This window comes from Siminovitchia sediminis (assembly GCF_042680885.1).
GTDB classification, from domain to species: Bacteria; Bacillota; Bacilli; order Bacillales; family Bacillaceae_C; genus Siminovitchia; species Siminovitchia sediminis.
The window spans coordinates 1-24,593 of record NZ_JBHUEO010000017.1 but is presented as its reverse complement, the minus strand read 5'-3'; the positions used below and the strand labels follow the sequence as shown (position 1 = coordinate 24,593).

The following is a 24,593-nucleotide window of genomic DNA, read 5'->3' as shown; positions in this document are numbered from 1 at the left end:
TCCCTTATTTTTTTCTCCAGCCGACAGCCAGCGAAGTGACCTTATGAAATTGGAGTTGATATATAAAATCAATTACATTTGTGGAAAGAAATTGGCATATAATCGCCAAAATGACAATTTTGTAATCAATCACCACCGATGTGAGAAGAAATATAAACAAATTAATACCCATCATTACTTTTCCCGGACTCCAATTTTTATGAAAAGCAATCATAAGAGCAGGTATCACCATCCCGCCGCTGGAAGCCCCTGCTCGAATCAACAACCCGACACCAAGACCAAACATTAAGCTTCCTGCAGCCATGTCGAATAGAAGAAAGCCGGCTTCAACCGGGTAAAAATATGCAATTGCGCTGATCGTAGCGGATGTTGTAGCCACCGAAAGAACCGTCCGTAAAGTCCAGCGATAGCCAAAATAATTCAAAGCAAATAATAAAAATGTCACATTTGCCAGCCAAAGTGAAAAGCCCAGTGATAATCCAAACCAATGATTGATTAATAGAGCGATTCCTGCTGCCCCTCCGGAAGGTATAGAATGGGGAAACAAAAATAATGACATGGACATTCCTTGAAATAAAGCACCTGTAAAAAGGCACGCATAGGTGAGGACGAATCGTCTCATGGAAAAAAACGCATGCCTTTTACTTGAGTAAATTGAGTTCCCACAAAATCCCCTCCTTGTCCATTTTATGTAGGGATGTCCCTAATATATGAGACCAAAATCCTTATAGAAAACAGAAGTAGCCTTACGGTCTAAAATTACTGTACCATTCGCAAACAATATACCGACAACCATTAAAAAATCATCTTACCCGCTATACAGGTAAGATGATTTTTTCGGTCAGAATTTTATAGAAAGTTGTTTTGTGAAAACTTTAGTCCGCCGAAGTACAGAACGCATGGGTCCGGGCGTAACCGGCTGGACAGGAAGGATTTGTGAGTGGTCCATTGCAAAAAATGACAGCCGGCGCTTGCTGCTAAGCGCCCATCTTCGCATTTTCAAAACTCTGTAATTGGTTGAAGACATGCTTGTACTATTTTTACCACAGCTTAGGTTTTGACACCATGAACCAGAGCCTAATCATCATCAGCGGCATATACGCACATAGTGACTGCTGCAGTTTTTTACCAACTGCTGATGGCAATGACCAGCCTCACTAATTTGCTTTATTATATTTTAAAGCCACTGGCCAGAAAAAAGATGAAATTGAGCATGATCAAAAAAATGATCATAATCCATGATTCAGAACCAAGATCATCCAGATGAATAAACAAGCAGAACACCAGAGATGACCGGCAAGCGGCCGGCGTGTTTTACAATGTTATCCGTGGTCTAGAATGAGCCCTAAATATTCTTTTGACTTTTTCATTTTGTTTGGATTTTAATTTATGAATGATGACTTGCATAGGAAAAAGTGTCCAAAGGGTAAAGCAGCGCTAAAAATATGACTATAAAGCAGCAATTGACAATCATTTACTGAATGTTGGTTTTCATTGGTTTGAACTCATGCACCCAAACTTTCATTTCTGGCAGCCATTTCATCCCCGGGTGATAGCTTAAAATGACTTTTTTATATTCTTCCAGACTTTGATATCCTTCCTGCTTTGCATGTTTATCTGTCATTTCACCGAGTTTTTGGGCATAGACATTTTCTATGACAAATTTTTTTCCGTTTAAATCCAAAACTTCTCCTATATCCGCATAGCGCCCATTTCTTCTCGTCGCTGTCTTTACACCTTTTATTACTTTTTCAACATCATTTTGTACAGTCACCAGACGGTCGATTGTACATGTTTTCGGAGGTAATTTATCTTTTTCAGTCATTTACATATAACCGCCTTTTATCATTTTAAAGTATATTTTACCATACTTGCCACTAGGAGCCAGAAGAAAGATATGTTTTTAATTGCCTATAAATCAAAGCTATTTCCTCCACCTTCATACGTACCAGTCCACTGGAGGAAGGGGCAACAAATTCAATGATACCCGGAACGACAGGTTGTTCCTGGGCTCCCCAAGGTACCTCTCTTCTCATGCTGTACTGCTGATATACGCCTTTCCCGACAAAACAGGCTGCCTTGGGCCGGTAAAACGAGATCTTTCTGATCAACTCTTCCCTTCCTGACCTATATTCCTCAGGAGTGATTTCTTGGGCGTTTCTTGTAGGTCTTGGGACAATATTTGTAAATCCGTAACCCATCTTCAACAAATGGGCATCTTCTTCAGAAGTGTATTTTCTGTCAGTAAGCCCTGATTTGTAAAGAATCGTCCAAAAACGGTTGGTAGGGTTGGCATAATGATGGCCTGTCTCGCCGGATCGTATACTCGGATTAAAGCCAATGAACAAGATTTTCAATCCTCTTGTCAGATGGTCAGGAATCGGATTCACGGTTCGGCCTCCCCATTAACGCACTTTTTCAGAAAACAGGAGCCGCCCGCATGGGAGACTCCTTTCTTTATGCTATTATTCAACTTTTACCCGCCATCCAAATGGATCATCCTCTTTCCCGATTTGGATTCCGGTCAATGTATTATAAATTTTTAAAGACAACTCGCCCGTTTTATTGTCATTGATGGATATTATTTCCCCGTTCCAGAATAATTCTCCAATTGGAGATATAACAGCGGCTGTACCGGTACCAAACGCCTCTTCCAGCTGTCCATTCTGATGTGCCTCATACACTTCTTCCATGGAAATTCTTCTTTCGGAAACTGGCACACCCCAGTGTTTTAATAATTCAATCACAGATTTCCTCGTAATCCCCTCTAGAATACTGCCGCTTAATTCCGGGGTTACGACTTCGCCGTTTATTTTAAAGAAAACGTTCATGCTTCCTACTTCTTCAATATATTTATTTTCCTTTCCATCGAGCCATAAAACTTGAGAATAACCGGCAGCACTAGCCTTTTCCTGTACAAGCATGGCTGCGGCATAGTTTCCGGCAGTTTTCGCATTTCCTGTACCGCCTCGTACCGCTCGTACATATTCACTTTCTACAGCAATTTTTACCGGATTCATACCCTCTTTGTAAAATGCGCCTACCGGAGACATAATGATCATAAACCGGTATTTTTGTGAAGGTGTGACATCAAGATTCGGTTCGGTCGAAATGGTAAACGGACGAATATACAGGGAAGTTCCCTTTACATCAGGTACCCAGTCCCGATCGATGGACACAAGCTTAACTAAAGCTTCCAATGCCAGATCCTCATCCACTTCCGGAATACAAAGCCGGACACTGGACCTGTTTAGTCTTTTAAAGTTTTCTTCCGGCCTGAACAAAAAAACCTCTTCATTTTCGTTTTTATATGCTTTTAATCCTTCAAAAATAGTTTGGCCGTAGTGGAAAATCGTAGCTGCAGGATCTAATGTAATCGGCTGATACGGAACGATCCTTGGGTCATACCATCCTTTTTCTCGGGAGTAATCCATAATAAACATATGGTCTGTATAAGTTTTACCGAATTTTAAATCGGAAAATGACGGTTTTTCTTTTCGTTTGGCGCTAAGTTGTATCTCTATTTGATTGTTCAAAACTAAAATCCCCTTCACTAGTTTAATCTAATTCCAATAGGTCATCTCCACTATTCTCGTACTTGTCCTTCTCCGGTGACGAAAAACTTCGTGGATGTAAGTGCGTTAAGACCCATTGGGCCGCGTGCATGAAGTTTTTGTGTACTGATTCCAATTTCGGCACCGTATCCGAATTCAAATCCATCAGTAAATCGGGTAGAAACATTATGATAGACAGTTGTGGCATCCACACTGTTCAGGAATTTTTGAGCGTTCTCTTCATTGTCGGTCACAATAGCCTCTGAATGCTTTGTACCATACTCATTAATATGGTCAATCGCTTCATTGACATCCTTCACGGTTTTAACACTGACGGCCAAGCCGAGATATTCTGTTCCCCAATCATCATCATTCGCCTCTATAGCCTCCGGCAGCATCTCACAGACCTTATGGTCCCCGTGAATTTCCACATTGTTTTGTGACAGTTTTTCAAGCAGATCTTTACCGTACTGGTTAAACCAGTCTTCTTGAATCAAAACCGTTTCGATGGCATTGCAGACGGATGGACGCTGCAGCTTTGCATTTAACACAATACTTTCAGCCATTTGTTTCTCTGCGGATTGATCTACGTAAACATGACAGTTCCCTGCACCGGTTTCAATAACCGGAACGGTAGATTCACGGACGACTGTTTCAATTAACTGCTTGCCTCCCCGGGGAATCAAGACATCCAAGTACTCATTTAGCCGGAAGAGCTCTTTGGCCGTTTCTCTGCTTGTGTCTTCAATCAGCTGGATGGCATCTTTTGGAACAGAACTTTGATAAAGTGCCTGATGTATAGACCGTATAAGCGCCATATTCGAAAAACTTGCAGATGAGCTTCCTCTTAATATCACCGCATTCCCGGTTTTTAACGAAAGGGTTGCTGCATCAACGGTTACGTTCGGCCTGGCTTCATAAATCATGCCAATGACACCGAGAGGAACCCTTTTCTTTACAATAGACATGCCGTTCTCTTTTTTTATCGTTTCCAAAATTTCGCCGATTGGATCTTTCAAGTCGATAAGCAGCCTGATGGCGTGAGCCATATCCTGTATGCGCTTATCATCAAGCATGATACGATCCAAAATGGCTTCCGAGAGGCCCTTTTTACGGCCATCTTCCAAGTCTTTTTTGTTTTCCTCAAGAATCATATCCTTATCTTTAAGCAGCTGTTCTGAAATATAGGCAAGCGCTTCGTTTTTCTGCTCAGTTGTCAGGTTTACAAGTTCCCTGCTTGCATATAGAGCAGCCTTCCCTTTGGCCTGTACTTCGCTAAGCGTTTGATTTTTAAGATCCATAGAAAATTTCCTCCCTTGGTTTTGTCTCATCTGTTATTTGGCCTGCACCCAGCGATTGCGATGGATGACTTCAACCGTCGGCACAAACATTTCCTTCTTCTCTTCACTGTTTCTCTTTTTTATTAAATCTTTTAATTGTTGAGCGGAATAGGCAACTTCTCCGCGTCCCAACAATCCGTTTATACCGTATACTTCGACAACATCACCTTTGTGGAAGTTCCCATTCACTTTAAAAACTCCTGCTGGCAGCAGGCTTTTTCCCCTATATAAAATGGCTTCCTCCGCTCCCTGGTCCACATATACTTTTCCTGACGTTTCGGAATGCAGCGCGATCCACTGTCTGCTTGTGTTGAGAGGATCCATTGTTCCTTCGGCAATATACGTGCCGTCGCCATTCCCCCTCATAATATCCAGCAGTTTCTCTTTGCCGCTTCCCTTACCTATAAAAACAGGCACTCCGAGTGCAACTGCTGTCTTTGCTGCAAGCAGCTTCGATTTCATTCCGCCTGTCCCAACTTTGGAACCGGAATCACCGGCAAGTTCAAGCATCTCATTCGAAATTCCTTCTAAATAATCAAATCTTTTTGCCGAAGGATTTGTATGCGGGTTGGAATCGTATAGACCATTGATATCGGTTAGAATCATCAACATGTCTGCGTGTATAAAGCCGCTGACCAGAGCGGAGAGCATATCATTGTCTCCAAATGTTAACTCATCCACGGCAACAGTATCATTTTCATTGATAATCGGCAGCAAACCCCTGTCAAGAAGTTCACTTATGGTCGCAAAGGCATTTCGATACCGGGACCGGTCAGAGAAGTCCCCCCGGGTCAGCAGAATTTGAGCAGGTATAATCTGAAATTCACTCAGTTTATCCGTGTAAGACTGGATCAGTAAACTTTGTCCCACAGCAGCTGCCGCTTGCCTGCCTTTGACGGTTACCGGACGGGTCGGGTATCCCAGGCTTCTGAATCCTGCCGCAACTGCCCCGGATGATACAAGGATAACCTCGTGGTTTGCTTCCTTAAGAGCAGCCAGAGCTTGGACATGATCATCAAATTTATCCTGGTCAATTTCCCCTTTATCATTCGTTAAGGAACTGCTGCCAATTTTCACAACGATCCTTTTTTTTCTCATAGTTCTGTCTCCTATTGATGTTACATGACTCACTAAAAATGAAAATAGCCCCCCCATCCTTGCATAAGGACGAAAGAGCGCTGCTTCCGCGGTACCACCATTATTTTGGGTGTAATGACACCCCGCTTTAGCCTGATAACGCCAGGAAGCGCCCATGTTTTGGCATGGGACTCAAGAGGCAGGTTCAACAGCTTTTAGTGGCGAAATCTTTCAGCTTGGAAATTCCGCTCTCTTTCACAAAAAGGTCTGTTTACTGGTCCTCTGTCTGCGTTCAATGTTCATAATTTGATTATCGAAAAAAAACACGGTTTTGTCAAGGTTTTGGGCTTCTTATACCGAAAACAAAATTTCTCGTATCATTTCATTAAAAAAGGACTTAAGTTGTTTGACCAGCCTGAATATTTAAAATATAATAAGGAAAGATAAATGCTCCCATGCCAAGACTGCATTGTCCTTGCCGAAATTGTCGTGTACTGATTGGTAAATATAATTAGATAAGGAGGACATGCAACGGTGACGTCATACCTGGCTGTTCATTCTGCAGACAATCTACACATGAGAATGAAAGAGTTGGCATCAGAGTGGGATCAATTCATCACCGAAAAACAAAAACCCAGTAAAATTCGATCGTCTATCTACCATTCATGGAAGCGTTGCAGGCAATATGCTGTAGACCCTCTTCAAAAACAGACCATCATACCGTTGGATGAGCACAAACTGTCAGATACCATTACCGACTCAAAAATGTATGATGCTGCGCTCCCGATTATTCAAAATTTGCAAAGACAGATTAGTGGGACAGGGCATTTAATCACTTTGGCAGATGAAAAAGGAAGGATCCTTCATTTAGAAGGAGATCACCACATTAGAAATCAAGCAGAAGACATGCATTTTGTTCCCGGCTCTGACTGGAGCGAAAAAGCTGCGGGATCCAACGCCATTGGGACTTCCTTGGCCGTAGGCCATCCCATTCAAATCTTTTCTTATGAACATTTCTGTGAAGGTGTTCATCCATGGATTTGCTCTGCAGCTCCCATCAAAGACCCTTTCACAGGCCAATTACTTGGTGTAATTGATCTGACAGGTCCGAGTCACTTAGCTCAGCCTCACTCGCTCAGTATTGTGCAAAATATCGCCCACATGATTCAATACAATCTAAAAAACTATTCTATTAAACATCGGATGCTTATCCAAGAGTTTTATGAACGATTCGTCAGCAGTTGGAAATCTGATTCGATTGTGCTGTTTGACGATATGCTGAATGTTATACACGCCCATCCAAAATGCCTTGAAATGCTTCGTATACATGAATGGAGAGAGCTTGCCTCCCATCCGGAATTTCAGCATATTCGTAATTCGTTGTTGACAAGTGACGAGCTGGAATGGGAATTGGATGTACCCTCTCTTCAACTCAAAGTATTTATCCAGATCATTACGGATGGACAAGATAGAATCGGTTACCTTCTCCATTTGGATAAAACAAGGCAAGTCAGAAATTTTACATATTGGGGCCGGATTATTGGAAATTCCCGGCACATGAATCAGATCATCTCCAAAGCTAAGATTGCCGCACCTGCCAATATCCCGATCCTGCTTACCGGTGAAAGCGGTACAGGGAAAGAGGTGTTCGCAAGAGCGATTCATAAAGAGAGCACGCGGAGCTCCAAGCCATTTATTGCCATCAATTGCGGTGCGATACCAAAAGACCTGATAGCAAGTGAGCTGTTCGGTTACGAAGAAGGAGCTTTTACCGGAGGCAGTCCCAAGGGAAAAAAGGGAACATTTGAAGAAGCCGATGGGGGGACTTTGTTATTGGATGAAATTGGTGAAATGCCGATGGATTTACAGGTCCACCTTCTGAGGGTACTGCAAGAGAAAGAAATTGTAAAACTAGGAGGTTCCCGCCCCATCCCGGTTGATGTCAGAATCATTGCAGCAACCAATAAGGACCTTAAAGAATGTATAGCCAACGGAACATTCCGTGAGGATTTATACTATAGACTGAATGTTGTAGAATTAAACATGCCTGCACTGAGAGAAAGAAGAGAGGATATTCCGCTGTTAACAAGGCATTACATCATCCAATACGCACATAAACACCAAAAGCCGGTACCAACCATCGCCAAAGATGTTCTGTCCTTGCTGAATGAATATTCGTGGCCGGGCAACATAAGGGAACTTACGAACACGATAGAACATGCTGTGCTTTTTTGCGAGAACCACCATATTACACTGGAAGACTTGCCTGTATCCCTGCAAATGTTCAGCCGGGATCAAGCCCATGAAAATCTTCATGCAGGCCAATCTCTCAGTTTGTTGGAGCTGGAAGAAAAGAAAAAAATAAAAGAGCTTCTTATTTCAACCGGCGGAAATCTTTCAGAAGTTGCCAGACAATGCAATATTGCCAGGACAACACTTTATCGAAAACTGGAGAAATATCAATTGGAAACAGTATAGAATAAAAATATATCTCTAACAGGAAGCGGGTTCATTTCACCTAAAGCATCTGCTATTTCTTTTGAAAGACAAAAAAGACGGCGGTTTTTCATCCGCCGTCTTTTTTCTTTATGCTTTTCCCGGCAATGGAATTTGCAGCCATTCATTATAAAATGTATCAATATCGGGATCAAAATCTTTAAGAACCGGGTACCATGGAGTCACAGCCTCCACTTCAAGCTGCGAAGCGCACCCCGGACAATAATATTCTCTTAATACTTGCCACTCGGGGTCAGGTGACATTAATTTGGGATAAACTTCATTCATTTTTTCTTCCGTATCCCGGACAAAAATATTAGCATGCAATTTCCAGTTGTCTTTGTAATCACAGAATTCATGTCCGCAGTCGCATTTTACAATGCGATCTCCACTTTCCTTTTGGACAATGTAAAGATGCTCGCCGATCGGCAGAAGAATCGGATCATCCCATGGTACTCTGTCCTGCAGTACACTTAAATAAATTTCAAACCGCTCTTTATCTTTATGGGAGGACATCATATTTTTTAATTGATAAAACTCAAGATTACCGTCTATTAATTCTCCGATCATTTTTTTATCGTATTTCGCCATTTTATTTCACCCCTGTCTTAAAACGATTGATATGTCTTCCAAGCTTAGGCATATTCAGGTCTTCCTCATAAATCATCCAGTCTTCCGGCAAGTTCCAGAATTCTTTAAATTCATTTGTGAACTTTTCGCTCAAGGCAAAGCTTTCTGCGAACATATTTTGAACTTGCTTGGAAGCCTTTTTATTGAGAATATTTTGTTTCTCTTCTTTGAGCCATTGTTTGGCAGGCTTGCTTCTCTTCAAGCGTTCTTTTCGAATTTGTTTCCGTCTTTCCTCTGTAGCCTTCACGTCGACCGCATATACGCCGTTTTCTTCTGTAAATACACATCCGAAAACTTTTTCCGCGTATCGCGGGAGAATATACCTTTCATTTAAATCTGTTTCTACATCTTTTGGCTTCCGTTCGATAGGATCCCCGAAACCCGGACCTCCACGGAGGTAGTTCATGATCAAATCATAATCCCCAAACTCCTCTTGAGTTGAACAGGTCTGTCTGTCACGATAAATGACTTCTGCTTCCATATTCTCTTCGTATTGAGGGTGATCCGGATCTGTATCTCCACCAAGAGGAAGCGGGAGTCTCTTTTCTATTCTTTCTTTAATATTTGTATGGTTTGCAGTAAAACGATAGCCGGCTGACGCTGGGTAGCCTCCCATAAGTCCGCAGTCGGTTGCCATAACACCTGCACCTGCAACGAACATCGTCCACTCTTTGGCACCCCATCCAAGCCGGAGGGACTGCCAGCCGTTTCCGCCGCGGTATTTTCCTGCACCTCCGGAACCCGGAAGTATTTCTCTTCCCATATAAACAAGCGGCTCCAAAAGCTCCCAAATTTCCATATCCCCCATGTCGCCTTCCGGGTTCCAGAGAGCAGCTGTATGGCTGATGCCGTCTTGTACAGCACTTGCCCCGACTCCGCAAGCAGCTGTTTCGAAACTATTTAATGCAGACAGACTCCCGTATTGGTCAATTCCTCCGCCCATCAGCCAGTTTGAGGTGTGGGCATTACCTGCATTGACTTCCTCCAGATAGCCCCGGCCGTAATATGCCCGGCTGAGTCCTCGCCAAAGCGGAGACCACGCCGCCACAAGCGCATGCCATGTATTGGAGTGTGCAGAACGGATATCATCCGGGTTCAGCCATGAACCCAACGGTGTTCCAAATTTACTTGCGTAATAGGCACCGTCATTGATCCGGTCATTCGGTACAAGAGTCTGCGAGAGCATGACCCATATTCCGCTGGTCATCGAGACGGGAGTTGCATTAAATGGATGCCACCCCCACCTGCTTGCTCCTTCAAAATCGATCTCCAGTTTGGCATCTTTATGGACCGTAATTTCTGATGGGGAATGCATGATTGTATCTGTTTGGGCAAACTTTGGCAGATCCAGTCCTTTAAATTGGACATCACTGAAGGAAACTTGGCGATACTTTCCTGGAATCAACATCGTTTTGACCTGATTTACAAATCCGCGCCGGCCGTCTTCAATAATTTCACGGATAAACTGCTTGTACGTATCAACGCCTTCTTCTTTAATCACATCAAGCACAAGATCTCGGATCATGTGACAGCCTGCAACACGCGTTTTTTCATCAAGTGTCCAATATTTAACGGCCCGGACAGAACGAGTGCTTTCCAGCAGCCAGTCTTTGGACAACGTATCATTTTGTCCAATTTTCCGGCACGTAACCTGATAGCCGTCATCATATCTTTGAACAGGCCCCATCGGCATGCTTCCTGGAGCTGCCGCTCCTGTATCAATAACGTGGGTCACACCGCCTACCCAGCCAACAATTTCATCTTCCCAAAAAATAGGAACGAGAGTATGGACGTCACATGTGTGTACATTTCCGACATGGTTGTCGTTGTTACAAAAAATATCTTTATCCGCGATACCCGGATTTTCTTCGTAATCATTTTCGATCATAAATTTTATGGCGGCCCCCATGGTGCCCACATGGATAATAATCCCTGTCGAAGTAACAATCGAATCAGCTTCGGGTGAATATAAACTGAAGCATAACTCGCCTTCCTGTTCAACAATTGGAGATGCAGCCACTTTTTTGGCGGTCTCTCTGGCATGTACTACCCCACCGCGAAGCTTGGAAAATATTTTTTCAAACCGGATCGGGTCCGACTCTTTTAAGGGCAAGGAAGTCAACCCTGCATAATGCCCGGTTTCCCTGCTGATTTCTGTCATTTCCTGCCGCATTTGCTTTAAGGTCTTTCCGTCCCAGCCAATGGGTTTCTTTGTTTGTGTAACTTGATCTAACGCTTTCGCCAAGATAAGAACCTCCTATGAATTTATTTTTTTAATTCTTTCAAATGGAAAATACGGTTTTCATCAAGGTACGCTTCAAATCCTGTTGGGACTACTAAGGTTGTAGCCGTCGATTCAATGATGGAGAAGGCTTTGATCCGATTCCCCGGCATTAATTTTTCCATTTCATAAATATCTGCCAATTGCCAGCCATCTTTCCAGAACACCTGACGTGTCCCCAAGAATGACTCCTTAGGCGGAGTTTCTCCGTATATGGGTTCAACCGGAATTTCCGGTTTGGGAACGTCTACAACACCGCGGACAATCGCTCCTGTAATGGAGTATCCCAGTTCCGGTGATAAGGCAGACTTCGCATACACGCGTGTGTACGTGTCTTCAAACGTTTCTACAAGAGTTTGGAAGTCTTCCACGCCTTTAAATTCTTTGATCGGTGCTTCAATTTCCAGGTCATTCAGCTGGCCTTGATATTGCATGCGGTACAGAAGACGGAATTGAACATCTTCGGGCGCATAATCATTTTTCTTGAATTCTTCTGCAACTTTAGCTTTCAGCTCATCCCACGATTCCTGCAGTTCTCTACCGGCTTTTTGAATGCTCTCATTATCTGCACCATCATCCACATTCAAATCAAGGGTTTTATCATAACGGTATTCAAAGTCGGCGGCTCCACATCCAAACGCCGAGAACCCAGCGGCCCACGCGGGGATTAATACATCCTCAAAACCCAGGCCCTGTGTGTAACCGGCTGTATGTAATGGACCTCCGCCTCCGTAGGAAAAGCAGACATATTGAGAGGGAGAGTAGCCTTTACCCAGAATCATAGATTCTAAGTAGTTGCGCAGCTGCGATTCCAGCAATTCAATGACACCAAGCGCAGCTTCTTCTACTGTTAATCCTAGCGGATCAGCTACCTGCTTCTTCACGGCTTGATAGGAACGTTCTCGGGACAGCTTAATCGCTCCGCCGATGAAATTATCCGGATTGATGAGTCCAATCACTACATGACAGTCGGATACTGTCACAGTGTCTATTCCGCCTTCAGGATTACACACTCCCACGCGGGAACCTGCACTGTCAGGACCAAGAGTCAGATTCCCGTAGTTCGGGTCAATCCGTACGTAGCTTCCGGTTCCAGCTCCAGTTGTGTCCATTGATACAAGGGGTAAAGACAGCACAAGTCTTGCCATATCCGGATCGGAATTGATGGCCAGATCCCCTTGCGTAATCAGCCCGATATCAAAACTTGTTCCGCCAATATCGGAACAGGCAACATTTTTCAAACCCAGATTTTCGGCTAAGTATTTCGCCCCTATCATGCCTCCGATCGGTCCTGATACACAAGTTCTGGCCAATTCATTGGCTTTAATACTAATCGTCCCTCCATGACTGGCCATGATTCTTAAATTAAAATCGGTTCCCTGCTCCTTGAGCGCTGTATCCATTTTCTCCAAAGTCTTTCGGGATGGTTCTGCGGCATAGGCTTCGACGATCGTCGTATTGGTTCTGTGGGATTCCTTCCGAACCGGATAATAATCCACAGTTGCGAAAACCTGAATATCTTTATTCGCTTTTTTAATGAGGTCTTTAGCTACATCCCTGATTTTTCTTTCATGCATTGGGTATTTATATGAATGGAGCAAACTGATTACAATGGCTTCCACATCTTCATCGATTAACTTTTGAACCGCGGGCTCAATTTCATGCTCGTACAGAGGAATAACAACATTGCCAAACATATCGACTCTTTCAGTAACACCAACGGTCCATTTTCTCGGTACTAGCGGCGGGTCAAAATGGTGTGTGTTTATATGAATCCGATCTGAATATGAATAACCCAAGAATGACTGAAGACCTCGACCCATCCGGTGGTTATCTTCCGTTCCTCTGTTCACAATTAATCCAACTCGGCGCCCCACTCGGGATACAAGCCTGTTTAGCATGGCCGTTCCAGAATAAACACCTGCACGCAAATGAGGAAATTCATTCTCCACTTCCGCATCCCATTGGCCCAAGGCATCTTTGGCTGAATTCATCAGTCCGATGTGTTCATCATCGGGAGTGGTTTGGGCCTTTCCAACAACAAAATCCCCCTTTTCATCAATAATGAATGTGTCTGTCATTGTGCCTCCTGCGTCAATGGCCAGAATTTGTGACTTTGCCAAATGTTTGTCTCCCCTTTCTTTTTTAGTCAATCATGGATCATGCAATTAATATGCCAATTATCAAAATATTGAATCTAAAGTGTTTAGAATAAATTCTTACATGAACCGGTTCAAAATTTGTACAGGAATGCTACAGGTGTAGCGCAACAGTTATTGATCAAACGTTTTAAATAAAAGAAAAGACCGTCCCGGCTTTATTGCCGAAACGATCTTTGATATTCCTGTTTATAGCTATTTTATTAACTTTCTGAGCCTGTTCCTCATATCCCCGGCAAGTGCTTCAATGGAGAGTACCCTTTCAATCTCTTTCGTATTTTGACGGTCGTGAAAAAAAAGATGATGCAGTTCTCTTATAGAAACAGTGTGGCTGGGACGTTCTATTAAAGTGATGGCAGACTGGTCTTCCACCTGTCCCTCCTTTACTACTTTTCCAAAATATCCGGTTTTACCGGTTCGGATAAAGAGTTCGAAAAATCCTCTGATTCGGTTGGCTATATCGACTTTTGCACATGGTATTCTGCTCTGTGTAATCTGAACGGCAGCATCGCCGATCTGATATATATCCCCCACGTACACGGTGTCTTCTGTGTATCCGGACAGCGTAATATTTTCACCAAATGCAGGAATTTTCAATTCCTGACCGGCCAACGCATTCCATCCAGAATAATGTTCAAAAGGGTAAAAGCATACAGCCCTTTCTTCTCCGCCATGGTTATCATGGTCTGCTACCTCATCATGTGCAAAGCCATTTTTATTTAAATAGGCGGAAGTGACAGGTTTTTTTTTGATCCCCGAGTTGATGACTGGTCCGAACGGATTGCCAATCAATTGCGGCCTTCCTACATTTAAAAATTCAATCATTGTTACCCTCCCCTTTCTTATCATTCATTATATATGTTCTTTAAACTGAAAACAGGTACTCGGAGACCTGAATGACCCGAAACGATCCAACGGAAGGTATGCAATGAAGTGTATAAACTCACATTTTACTCTATTGAAAAACAAACTGCACAACTCACCATCCTGTAAAGGATAACCACCACTAATAGAACTTGGTCATAAGACTTAAAGGTCGGTTTTTTCAGGTATTAGGACCAATGACCAACCTTGCGCAACTCTTATGATCTGGTGTTAATACCACAGAAAAATCTGCTTTTTCTCCTGAGCAACATTAACCAATTATATTATCTCAATATAACAATTCAGTTATGTTAAGGAAACAATGCCATTATTATTATTTTAAAATACTATTGCTGCTGAAGTGTAAATGATAACTTGTTTAATTTTTCACAGCTTCAACATAAAGACTCTAAAATTTCGTCAAATAATTCCTTATTTCATGCCGGATGGAATTGGTATGATTAAATCAGGGAGTGGTTTCACATGTATAAAAAACACGAACGCATCTTAATGGGGATGGCGTTTAGCGTTGCCATTATCATTCTCATTTCCATGCTGGTCCGAATTTTTGGCGGTTAGGAAATAAGTATGAAGAGAAAAAATATAACTCGCACAAGGAGAAAGATTCTCAGGAAAAATATAATGCCGCCCCCTCCAAACATGTTACTATAGGAATCATTTGTGTATAGGCAATGATGTGGCTGTGCTGATTGATGGTGAATTTGCTTCACTGAGCAGGAATTCGGCTATGTACTTTGCCGGAAATGCCGCCATATGTCAAATTCCTATTTGTTTTTTACCTTGAATAGGTTTCCTATAAATAAAACTGGCATGCGATTGTCAAACGCATGCCGGATATTCATTGGTATTTGAATGTTGACAAGAATCTATAACCGGGACCAGGATCAGCCTTTCACAATATAAATTTCTCTTTAATGAAACATGGGTTTTTCGTCCGTTTCATCCCAACATTTGAGCTGAAAACATCTTTCCCCTGATTCTGAATCAACAAGCTGTTGAATCATGCGAACGGTTTCCAAGTCGGAGGAACTTGGCAGCTTATATGATTCCTTATATCGCTCATGCCCTTTGCCTGTAATGAAAACCCAGTCCCCTTCTCTCGCAGATGTTATGGCAAATTCGATTGCTAATGTCCTGTCAGGGATAATCTGTACGTTATCCAATCTACTGAATTCATGCAATGATTTTACCATTGCATCGTGTGAGATCTGATTTAAATCGTCTGTTGTCAGGATGACCTTGTCACTAAGCAAACTTGATATTTCCACCATTCTTTTTCTTTTAGATATATCCCGGTCTCCTCTAAAGCCAAATACATGAAAAATGCGAGTTGCTTTATGAGCATGTCCGGTTTGAAGACAATGATAAAAAGCATCAGCTGTATGGGCATAATCAATAACAATTGTCGGCTGTCCGGTTTGTCTCGTGATTTGAAATCGACCTGGAATCCCTTCAAAGTTCTGCAATGTATGGATCACGAACGCTTCAGGGATATGAAAGCTTTTTGCCGTTAAATAAGCTAAACCGGCATTCAATATATTGTGAACGCCTGGAATTTTTTGCTGGATGGGATACCTTTTCCCCTGATCTATAAAGAATGATGTCTCTGAAGAAAGATCGTACTGAGGAATGATTTGAAAGGAATGACCGCCCTCCCCCATCACATACATTTGCTTATCGGTATGTTCAAGAGACTGAATAAGTTTTTCTCCCCAGGAGTCATATCCATTAATTACTGCTTTTCCCCTGTTTTTCAGCTTATTAAATAAACTGGCTTTTACTGAGAAATAATCCTCCATATTTTGGTGATAATCTAAATGATCATGATCAAGATTCGTGAAAACACAGCAGTCGAAATCAATTCCATCCAGTCGACATTGCGAAAGTCCATGGGAAGAAACCTCAACGATAATAATCTGATCCTTGGAACGAGATAGAAGATGATGCATTTTCAAAGGATCTGAGGTGGTTTGTTCGGAAGGGACTTTTTCTCCATTGACAATATTAAATAGGGTACTAAACAAAGCGCATGAAAATCCGGAAGCTTCAAATATGTGCCTCAGCATAAAACAAGTCGTAGTTTTTCCGTTTGTTCCCGTTACGCCAATGACTGTTTGGCCACTGGTAAATGTTTGATAATATTCTTTCGCTAACTTGGCCAAAGCTGAACGGCTGTTGCTTGTCCTAATATAGGGGACACTCAACTCACCAACATATTTTTCACCTACAACTGCTGCAGCACCACATTCAATGGCATGTCTTATATAATCATGGCCATCATGATGGTAGCCTGAGATAGCAACAAACAAATCGTTTTTGCAGACTTCTTTTGAATTTGCTGTAATACCTTCAATTGTAATCCCCTGGAGTGGGAATTTTGATCGTACATGCCCCAGGCTGTTTTGGATGAGCTCACTTAAGTCCAATTTTGACCCCTCTAATCCTCCTGCTAAAGGATAGTTTATTCAATATTTTTTCTGTCATTCATTCCTGTTATGCAATCCAATTGATTCAATTAAAAACAAGCCGGGGCCTGCCTGTTTGTTTAACATCTCAAAAGGTGTTTTAACAAGTTTTTATATTCTTCTTCAGCAGGTTCATAAAAACAATGTCATTTGACCTTCCGGCTAACGGCTGGTCGTACCCTGTTCCAGGACAGTCACTCCGGCCGGGAAAACCACAAGTTCAATTTTGCTTGGCCATTATCTTTTTCCATCTGACAGCTCTCCTTGCAATAGTTTGTACAACTTCTCCTGTCCCTTGATAAATGTATAAGTGGGGTTACGGCTTCGAATGCGTGCGGCTAAAACCGTTTGGGAATGTTCAACTTCCAGCAACATGCAAACCATGACCTCAAATGCGGTTAACCTCCATATTACTTACGGAAGCATTCCCAGCCGTCTCCTTCTTCTGCATCAGCTCAAAACAATCTTGCCATTACGGCACATCAGACTCCGCTGCTTTCACCGGCCACCCATATCTACTCCTTTTTTTAATTACCAATAACATTTCTTTGAATATAAGTCTTTTAAGAGAAGAATATGTACCCATAGCAGATAAACCTGGGTGAAATAGCCTTGCATACCAGGAGAAACATGGAAGCAATGAACGCAGGGGTTTTTCGTGTGCATTTTTCGCAAAATGCCCAACAAGTTTACTGCTTCACACTCCTGTTGCAGTTTGACACATCCTGCCATTTCAGTCATGCATCTTTTACAAAAATTAAAAAACCACACAAAGCAAGTTGCTCTGTGCGGTTATGAAATGTCATTGGCAGCAGGAATATCAACCTTGACTTTACGATCCTGCTCATACGGAGTTTCCTGGTAAACATAATAATTAAGCCAGTTCGAAAACAGCAGATGGCTATGCGAACGCCATGTATTTACCGGTGCTTGATTTACATCATTATCAGGAAAGTAATTTTCCGGAATTTGAATATCCAAACCCTTTTTTATGTCTCGCTGGTACTCTATTGCCAAAGTGTCTGTATCATATTCCAGATGTCCAGTAATCATAATATGCTTTTCGTCCTTGGAAGTGATGATAAACGGGCCCGCTTCCCCCTCCGATAAAAGATTCAGGTCCGGATGATTTATAATCTCTTCCCGACTGACACTGGTATAGCGGGAATGTGGAGCAAAGTAAACTTCATCAAATCCGCGTACAAGTTTTACGGTCTGATCGGAAATCGTATGTCTGTATATGCCTGAGCATTTCGCCGGCAGCTCATACTTGTCAATTCCGTAATGATAGTACAACGCTGCTTGAGCTCCCCAGCAAATATGCATGACCGATGTGACATGGTCCCTGGACCAATCCATAATGAGTTTTAGCTCTTCCCAATAATTCACCTTTTCAAACGGCAAATGTTCAATGGGTGCACCTGTAATAATCATACCGTCAAAATAATATTTTTTTACTGAATCATAGGTTTTGTAAAATTGCTCCAAGTGAGATTTGCTTACATTTTTCGATTGGTGAGTTGCCATATGCAAAAATGTAACGTTAACCTGCAAAGGAGAATTTCCCAGCAGCCTCAGCAGCTGGACTTCCGTCTTTTCCTTCTCAGGCATCAAATTTAAAATCAATATATTCAATGGACGGATATCCTGCGTTGTTGCTCTTTCTTCATCCATTACAAATATTTTCTCTTTTTCAAGGATTTCTCTTGCTGGCATTTGTTTAGGAATGTTAATAGGCAATACAATCCCTCCCTATTGCTAAAAAAGCTAATAAAACTTATTATAAGCTTGAATAGGCTTTTCATCAACGGATATAACCAAAGTTTTCTTATTTTTTATGTAAATAAGATGCCCTTCATCATGTATATCTTACATGTCAACGAGAAAGCTCCCTGTAAAAAATCAGGGAGCTTGTTTTAGCTGGGATTCATCGGATGCTTATTTCTTCTTTGGCTATTTTGTTGTTGGAGACCTTGGGGCGCAAGTTCTTTAGATATCTCCATTAAAGGATTGTTGGCGGCGGCTCCCGTATTTTGCATCATGTTCTTGGCGCTTGTTATCATATTTTTCACAGAATCCGCATATTTTCCATTCCTATATTTAGTTAAACCATATGCAGCTGCACCGACTCCAGCAGCAGCCAGCATGGTAGTCCAAAACTTTTTCATTTGACATCCTCCTGTCATCCCGTTTACCTTTGAACAAAGCTACAGCTTTGAACAGTTCTTATTGTGGACTTCCATTCAGCTGATTATGCTGGATAAAACACCCAATACTATTCAAGATTCCTTTTTGTCAAGTGGATGAGGAAAAATCTATTTGGTTCGGGTCAATCCTCTTTAATGGCTGGTCTGCCGGTCCTTCAACTACTTCGCCATGATAAGCAAACCTTGAGCCGTGACATGGACAATCCCAAGTCCTGTCTCCACTGTTCCAGTTCACTTCACAGCCCATATGAGTGCAAGTAGTATCCACTACAAACAGATTGCCGCTGCTGTCTCTATACGCACCAGCCCTTTTTCCTTTAATTGTGATAACCGCCCCTTCATTTTCTTGAATGTCTTTAATTTCCTTATCTGGACGGTCTAATTTTCCGCCGATCAGTTGTGCGGCTACATTCATATTCTCTTTCACAAAGGTTTTCACGCTTGGGTCTAACGGAAACCTGGAAGGTGCATAAAACTCTTCATAAGGATTGTCCTTTTCTAAAATTAAATCACTGATAAGCATACCGGAGAAGGTTCCGTGTGCCATCCCCCATTTTCTAAAGCCGGTTGCAACAAAAACGTTACGATGGTTCTTTGAAATTCTCCCGATATACGGTACTTTATCCGGGGTAACCAGGTCTTGGGCTGACCAGCGAAATAAAACTTCCTTTGCATTAAAATAGTTGACTGCATCTTTTACCAACGCTTCATAATGTTCTATTTCAGGTATACCCTGCCCTGTCTTGTTACTTTCCCCAATGACGAGGAGCATATCTTCTCCATTAATTTTTACACTTCTAAATGAACGTGTAGGCTTGTCTGAAGTAATATACATTCCGCCCGGATAAGCTTCCGTTTGTTTAACGGCAATTACATAAGATCTTTTTGGATACAATCTTGCAAAATATCCCTTCCCGTCATGGAAAGGAAAATGGGAGGCTGATACAACATACTTTGCTTTTACCCTGTTTCCGTTTCGCATATGAATAACAGCAGGATCACCCTGCTCCATACGGACAGCCGTTGAACGTTCAAAGATCTGGACACCCATCGTCTTTAATTCGCCCACCAGGTGCGCCAAATATTTCAGCGGATGAAACTGCGCTTGATTTTTCATCTCTACCGCACCAATGGTTGGGAATTTTAAAGGAGTTTTGTCAACAAAACCGCCGTCAATACCTAATTTTTCATATGCTTTTGCTTCGTTTTCAAGCTTTTGCCTGTCACTGTCGGAAGAAGAAATAATATAGGCGCTTTCCTTTTGATAATCACAATCAATTCCATATTCTTGAATGAGATTTTCCATAAAATGAGCGGCTTTTTCGTTAGCGGAGTAGTACAGTTTTGTATTTTCCAATCCAAAGTGACTGATTAGTTCATCATACAGGATGCCATGCTGTGCCGTAATTTTTGCAGTTGTATGGCCTGTCGTGCCATTTAACAAGCGTGTGGATTCTAATAGTGTTACATTCATGCCTTCTTTGGCTAGTAACAAAGCCGTCGTAATCCCGGAAATGCCTCCGCCAACTATGGCTACTTCTGTTACAATATCCTGTTCCAATGCCGAAAATTCCTGCAAGTCAATGGAGTCTATCCAATAAGATTTCGGATCTTTAGGCAATTGATTTTGTTGATTGGTCATGGATCTATCCTCCTCATTTTTCTCTCCATCATTCAGTTTCCCCATATTTAAAGAAAAATGTACGGAAAGTCCAAAACCTGGCAAAAAAAAACGTCCTGCAAAAAAATATTCAGGACGGCTGAGCTAAAACGCTTATAAAATCACCGGTAAAACTCTTGTTTCCTGTTCCATCGATGATTGACAAATAGGACAGGTTGTTTTGTTTTCTGCAGAAAAGGCATCCCTCATCCAACAAGAACATTGTTCATTTGTACATGACCACACAATTGTTTCCTCTTCTGGAACAGGCTCCTGAGGCCCTCTTCTATAAGCCATGAATTAGATCCCCTTTCTTGTTATCCATTTACTATTATAACCCATTCATGGAATAAAAAGATGGGATTTACAGGAAACAATTTCGTAGATTCTCGACAAATCCTATGGCTATCCTATTCATCGTGATCTCTGTTATCTATTTCTTTGTTCATGATTTCTCCTGTAAGAGCATGAATTTCGAACTTTACTTCTTGCTGTGCTGTGAGGACCTCAATCTCATAGGCTCCATCATCATATCCAGCTTCCTTTATTATTCCATCCGTATCCTTCAATGCTAATGAGATTGCTTCTTCCTTTAAAATAACTTGAGCTTTTGCTTGTTCAGATGCCCGGTTCTTTGGGCTGTCATCCCCATTACGCAGATCTTTGTCATCGTCATCTATTTCAGCATAAAGGATTTCTCCAGTAACAGCATTCATCTCGATATCTACTTCATCATATTTGCCTTCCAGAAGCAAATCAATCTCATACACCTTATAGCCGTCATCCGTTTCAAGTTCAATGCTTTTTAATGTTCCACCGTATTCATTCAAAGCAATCTGTTTTGCCTCTTCCACTGATAGGAGATTTTGCTGCTTGCCAACTGCCGCCTGATTAGTTTTTGACGCAGCACTTACTCCAAAAGCCCCTCCTAAAACAACCATGCCTGCAAGACTTACAATGATTCCTTTTCTTTTCATAATAAATATTTCCTCCCTCAATTTTGATCTGCTTTTATATTAAAGTTGTATGATGAGGGAGTTCTGAAGACTGAATAAGAAATTCATGAGAAAGAGAAGAGTAGAACTCATTAATCATCCCAAGTGATGGAAAGGACCTCTTCAGTAATCGCATTTATTTGGACGGTGGCTTCCGAACCATTATTCATTTCTATTTCAATCAAATAATAAAGCAGGCCATCTGACTCTTCGAATTCTACATCATCGACTTTTCCATTTACTTGTTCTTTGGCAATTTTCACGGCCTGTTCTTTTGTAATGCCCTGTGAAGGATCATCTGATGAGGGTATTTCCTTTCGGGCTTTATCTACGATCTCTCCGGTTAATGAATCAATTGTTACCGTCGTTTCAGCTGTTTCCTCTTTGACAGCCACTTTATAAACAGGTCTGTCAGACTCCTCTAAATCAATACTGACGATCTCACCATTAAATTCTGCCTGTACAATTTCCTCAATTTCATTTTTGGAAAGAGACATCTTTTTTTGTTGTTCCACCTCTTGCTTGTGTATGCCTGCAATTTCCCCGCTCTGCCTATTAACAGAAACATTATACAGACCTGAATCCGATTGAATCACTGTGTGGTATGTTCCATTTTTTTCTGCAACTTCTATAATTTTTCCACCATACAGATCCTGTACAAGCTCGCCCGCTTCTGTTTGTGAAAGCGGCTCCGCTGATGATAACCTGCCAGCCAGCTGCCAAAAGATGACAATCATCAGTATGGCCGCAGCCAGCAATATAAGAGTTCCTTTTTTTTGTAAGAATTTCATCTGTTTCTCCTCATGGTTTTTACATTCATTCTACTTGAATCATATGAGAATTTAATGAGAATCGTCTCTCATGAGTCTTATTTTTACAGTTGTTCCGATCCCTTCCTCACTATCAATAGCAAAGTCAGCACCGATCGCTTCTGCCAAATCTTTGGCTAAAGGAAGGCCAAGTCCGAACCCGCCTGATTTTCTGGCACGTGACTGCTCAACCCGATAAAACCGGTCAAAAACTTTGGGCAGGTCGTCCTTGGGAATACCAATCCCATGATCCATAATTTCTACAATGGCTTCATTTTTGTTTACCCCGATTCTGACAATAATTGAGTCGTTACTGTATTTTCTGGCATTGTCCAGAAAAATATATAATAATTGTTTAAACTTTTCCTTATCTGTTTTAACAGTCACGTCTTCTTCTGCAATGCATTGAATGTCGCGTTGAAACCCGGCTTGAAAAGTTTTGATTGTTTCTTCAACAAACGGGCGAAGCGGGAAATCCGTTTGTTTGATGTTCCATTGTTCCTCATGCTTGGCCAGGAGCAGCAATTGCTCAATAAGGCTCTTCATACGATGCGATTCGGATTGAATAGCTTCCACCGATTCATTAAACACTTCGGGGCTTTGATGGCCTCTTCTTTTCAGCATATCTGCATAGGCATCAATAACGGTTAACGGTGTCTTTAGTTCATGGGAAGCGTTGGAAACAAATTGTTCTTGTTTTTCAAAGTTCTTTTCGAGCTGGCCGATCATGTGATTAAAAGTCTCGCCCATTTGGTAAAGTTCATCGTTTGTCTTTTTCGGAAGCTTAATTCGCTTATAGTGACCGCTTGCCTGAATTTCCTGCATAGTGGCTGTCAATGACGAAATCGGTGATGTGATAAAATTGCTCAACAGCCGAGATGATAATAGTACCGGAATAGATGCCATCAACATGATCGCCGTCAGAACGAACTTCAATGTATTTAATTGATTTTCCGTGTCTGCCAGGCTCTCTGTCAGTTGAACCTCCGCTACTTCGCCATCCATCCAAATAACAGGAATTGAAACAAAGGCATAAGGGACCCCTTCATATTCAATGATTTTCTTTTGCTCTTTATTTGTAAAGGAGACGGGATTGCCGCGTAAATACGTCTGTTCGGAAGATGTTACTGCCGTACTTGCCGTGCCGTCACTATGGACGATTTGGAGCATCCCGTTCACAGGCATATAAGCCCGCAGCAAATTGTCTGTTGGAACGGAAGGGTCGGCTTGTGTAATACCTTTTACTGTTTGGGAAGCTTCATTTCCAACCCTGCTCAGATCACTGTCAAACATCATGCGGCTGAACGTAAAGTAGATGGCCACATTTATCATCAATAACAGGATTATAAACATAACTGCCGTATATAGGTTTATTTTCGTGCGAAGTTTCATTAGCTTTCCTTTAATACATAGCCGACTCCTCGAACGGTATGGATCAACGGCATATGATATTTCTTATCGATTTTATTTCTTATGTAACGGATATACACATCTACTATGTTGGTGTCCCCATAGTAATCATATCCCCAGACCCCATTAAGCAGCTGGTCTCTCGTTAACACTTGGCGGTCATGCTTCATTAAATAGGCAAGGAGATCAAATTCCCTTTGAGTTAATCCAACGGGGCTTTCTCCAAAGAATACTTCCCTTGACAGTTCGTTCAGCTTTAATTCACCCACTTGTATCCACCCATTGTCCACTTTTTCACCTTTTGTATGTTGGCTTAGCCTTAAAGCCGCACGCACTCTGGCAAGGAGTTCCTCCATTTCAAATGGCTTCGTGACATAATCATTTGCACCAAGATCCAATCCGGACACTTTATCCTCTACTGAATCTTTAGCTGTCAGCATAATAACCGGAGTATGAGGATCTCCGGCCCTGATCCGCCTTAATACTTCAATTCCGCTCATCTCAGGCAGCATAATATCAAGAAGCACCAAATCCCATGACTGTTCACGAAACATCTTTAATCCATCTAAACCCGTAAATGCTTTTCCTGTTTCGTATCCTTCAAAAGATAACTCCAGCTCTAAGA

The 24,593-nt window shown here is 42.0% G+C and carries 20 protein-coding genes; 1 reads left to right on the top strand and 19 read right to left on the bottom strand.

The window, feature by feature from the left end:
* Positions 1–4: 4 nt before the first annotated feature.
* The 6 genes from ACFSCZ_RS07490 to proB form a co-directional block, all read right to left on the bottom strand.
* On the bottom strand, positions 5–622 hold the full coding sequence (locus tag ACFSCZ_RS07490; protein WP_380773227.1) for a YitT family protein: 618 nt from the start codon (positions 620–622) through the stop codon (positions 5–7).
* A gap of 852 nt (positions 623–1,474) precedes the next feature.
* Complete coding sequence (locus ACFSCZ_RS07485) at positions 1,475–1,825, bottom strand: ASCH domain-containing protein (protein WP_380773226.1); 351 nt, start codon at positions 1,823–1,825, stop codon at positions 1,475–1,477.
* Positions 1,826–1,877: 52 nt separating this feature from the next.
* On the bottom strand, positions 1,878–2,390 hold the full coding sequence (locus tag ACFSCZ_RS07480) for a mismatch-specific DNA-glycosylase (RefSeq protein ID WP_380773225.1): 513 nt from the start codon (positions 2,388–2,390) through the stop codon (positions 1,878–1,880).
* A 75-nt stretch (positions 2,391–2,465) separates the two neighbouring features.
* The gene (locus ACFSCZ_RS07475) at positions 2,466–3,536 is read right to left on the bottom strand and encodes a branched-chain amino acid aminotransferase (RefSeq protein WP_380773224.1); all 1,071 of its coding nucleotides are present in this window, start codon (positions 3,534–3,536) and stop codon (positions 2,466–2,468) included.
* A 50-nt stretch (positions 3,537–3,586) separates the two neighbouring features.
* A complete protein-coding gene (locus ACFSCZ_RS07470; protein WP_380773223.1) occupies positions 3,587–4,855 on the bottom strand; it encodes a glutamate-5-semialdehyde dehydrogenase in 1,269 nt (422 codons plus the stop codon).
* Positions 4,856–4,888: 33 nt separating this feature from the next.
* A complete protein-coding gene (gene proB, locus ACFSCZ_RS07465) occupies positions 4,889–5,992 on the bottom strand; it encodes a glutamate 5-kinase (RefSeq protein ID WP_380773222.1) in 1,104 nt (367 codons plus the stop codon).
* A 513-nt stretch (positions 5,993–6,505) separates the two neighbouring features.
* On the opposite strand from proB, the gene ACFSCZ_RS07460 reads away from it, so the two are divergent.
* Positions 6,506–8,449, top strand: a complete 1,944-nt coding sequence (locus ACFSCZ_RS07460) for a sigma-54-dependent Fis family transcriptional regulator (RefSeq protein ID WP_380773221.1) — start codon at positions 6,506–6,508, stop codon at positions 8,447–8,449.
* A 108-nt stretch (positions 8,450–8,557) separates the two neighbouring features.
* Here the strand turns inward: ACFSCZ_RS07460 and ACFSCZ_RS07455 are convergent, their stop codons facing one another.
* From ACFSCZ_RS07455 to ACFSCZ_RS07395, 13 genes are all read right to left on the bottom strand, one after another.
* Positions 8,558–9,058 carry an acetone carboxylase subunit gamma gene (locus ACFSCZ_RS07455; protein WP_380773219.1) on the bottom strand — a complete coding sequence of 167 codons (501 nt, stop codon included), beginning with the start codon at positions 9,056–9,058 and terminating at the stop codon, positions 8,558–8,560.
* A gap of 1 nt (position 9,059) precedes the next feature.
* Positions 9,060–11,342 (bottom strand): hydantoinase B/oxoprolinase family protein, encoded by a 2,283-nt coding sequence (locus ACFSCZ_RS07450; RefSeq protein ID WP_380773218.1) that lies wholly within the window; start codon positions 11,340–11,342, stop codon positions 9,060–9,062.
* A gap of 20 nt (positions 11,343–11,362) precedes the next feature.
* Entirely contained in the window at positions 11,363–13,501 is a 2,139-nt protein-coding gene (locus ACFSCZ_RS07445; protein WP_380773216.1) for a hydantoinase/oxoprolinase family protein, read from the bottom strand.
* A gap of 231 nt (positions 13,502–13,732) precedes the next feature.
* Positions 13,733–14,362, bottom strand: a complete 630-nt coding sequence (locus ACFSCZ_RS07440; RefSeq protein ID WP_380773215.1) for an MOSC domain-containing protein — start codon at positions 14,360–14,362, stop codon at positions 13,733–13,735.
* A 971-nt stretch (positions 14,363–15,333) separates the two neighbouring features.
* Complete coding sequence (locus tag ACFSCZ_RS07435; RefSeq protein WP_380773214.1) at positions 15,334–16,848, bottom strand: UDP-N-acetylmuramoyl-L-alanyl-D-glutamate--2,6-diaminopimelate ligase; 1,515 nt, start codon at positions 16,846–16,848, stop codon at positions 15,334–15,336.
* A gap of 831 nt (positions 16,849–17,679) precedes the next feature.
* Entirely contained in the window at positions 17,680–18,627 is a 948-nt protein-coding gene (gene metA, locus ACFSCZ_RS07430; RefSeq protein WP_380773213.1) for a homoserine O-acetyltransferase MetA, read from the bottom strand.
* A gap of 176 nt (positions 18,628–18,803) precedes the next feature.
* Entirely contained in the window at positions 18,804–19,055 is a 252-nt protein-coding gene (locus ACFSCZ_RS07425) for a hypothetical protein (RefSeq protein ID WP_380773212.1), read from the bottom strand.
* A gap of 127 nt (positions 19,056–19,182) precedes the next feature.
* A complete protein-coding gene (locus tag ACFSCZ_RS07420; RefSeq protein WP_380773211.1) occupies positions 19,183–20,736 on the bottom strand; it encodes an FAD-dependent oxidoreductase in 1,554 nt (517 codons plus the stop codon).
* Between the two features lie 132 nt (positions 20,737–20,868).
* The gene (locus ACFSCZ_RS07415) at positions 20,869–21,051 is read right to left on the bottom strand and encodes a cold-shock protein (protein WP_380773209.1); all 183 of its coding nucleotides are present in this window, start codon (positions 21,049–21,051) and stop codon (positions 20,869–20,871) included.
* Positions 21,052–21,164: 113 nt separating this feature from the next.
* Positions 21,165–21,731 carry a PepSY domain-containing protein gene (locus ACFSCZ_RS07410; protein ID WP_380773208.1) on the bottom strand — a complete coding sequence of 189 codons (567 nt, stop codon included), beginning with the start codon at positions 21,729–21,731 and terminating at the stop codon, positions 21,165–21,167.
* A gap of 110 nt (positions 21,732–21,841) precedes the next feature.
* Complete coding sequence (locus ACFSCZ_RS07405; RefSeq protein WP_380773207.1) at positions 21,842–22,540, bottom strand: PepSY domain-containing protein; 699 nt, start codon at positions 22,538–22,540, stop codon at positions 21,842–21,844.
* A 51-nt stretch (positions 22,541–22,591) separates the two neighbouring features.
* The gene (locus tag ACFSCZ_RS07400; RefSeq protein WP_380773206.1) at positions 22,592–23,950 is read right to left on the bottom strand and encodes a sensor histidine kinase; all 1,359 of its coding nucleotides are present in this window, start codon (positions 23,948–23,950) and stop codon (positions 22,592–22,594) included.
* The coding region (locus tag ACFSCZ_RS07395) for a response regulator transcription factor (protein WP_380773205.1) at positions 23,950–24,593 on the bottom strand (644 nt) is incomplete at its 5' end. The genes ACFSCZ_RS07395 and ACFSCZ_RS07400, both read right to left, overlap by 1 nt.

What these genes read in the sequence shown, in the direction of transcription:
- ACFSCZ_RS07485 (WP_380773226.1), bottom strand. Translation starts at nt 1,825, where the DNA reads ATGACTGAAAAAGATAAATTACCTCCGAAAACATGTACAATCGACCGT.
- ACFSCZ_RS07400 (WP_380773206.1), bottom strand. Translation starts at nt 23,950, where the DNA reads ATGAAACTTCGCACGAAAATAAACCTATATACGGCAGTTATGTTTATA.
- ACFSCZ_RS07415 (WP_380773209.1), bottom strand. Translation starts at nt 21,051, where the DNA reads ATGGCTTATAGAAGAGGGCCTCAGGAGCCTGTTCCAGAAGAGGAAACA.
- ACFSCZ_RS07420 (WP_380773211.1), bottom strand. Translation starts at nt 20,736, where the DNA reads ATGACCAATCAACAAAATCAATTGCCTAAAGATCCGAAATCTTATTGG.
- ACFSCZ_RS07440 (WP_380773215.1), bottom strand. Translation starts at nt 14,362, where the DNA reads ATGATTGAATTTTTAAATGTAGGAAGGCCGCAATTGATTGGCAATCCG.
- ACFSCZ_RS07470 (WP_380773223.1), bottom strand. Translation starts at nt 4,855, where the DNA reads ATGGATCTTAAAAATCAAACGCTTAGCGAAGTACAGGCCAAAGGGAAG.
- ACFSCZ_RS07455 (WP_380773219.1), bottom strand. Translation starts at nt 9,058, where the DNA reads ATGGCGAAATACGATAAAAAAATGATCGGAGAATTAATAGACGGTAAT.
- ACFSCZ_RS07410 (WP_380773208.1), bottom strand. Translation starts at nt 21,731, where the DNA reads ATGAAAAGAAAAGGAATCATTGTAAGTCTTGCAGGCATGGTTGTTTTA.
- ACFSCZ_RS07490 (WP_380773227.1), bottom strand. Translation starts at nt 622, where the DNA reads ATGAGACGATTCGTCCTCACCTATGCGTGCCTTTTTACAGGTGCTTTA.
- proB (WP_380773222.1), bottom strand. Translation starts at nt 5,992, where the DNA reads ATGAGAAAAAAAAGGATCGTTGTGAAAATTGGCAGCAGTTCCTTAACG.
- ACFSCZ_RS07405 (WP_380773207.1), bottom strand. Translation starts at nt 22,540, where the DNA reads ATGAAATTCTTACAAAAAAAAGGAACTCTTATATTGCTGGCTGCGGCC.
- ACFSCZ_RS07425 (WP_380773212.1), bottom strand. Translation starts at nt 19,055, where the DNA reads ATGAAAAAGTTTTGGACTACCATGCTGGCTGCTGCTGGAGTCGGTGCA.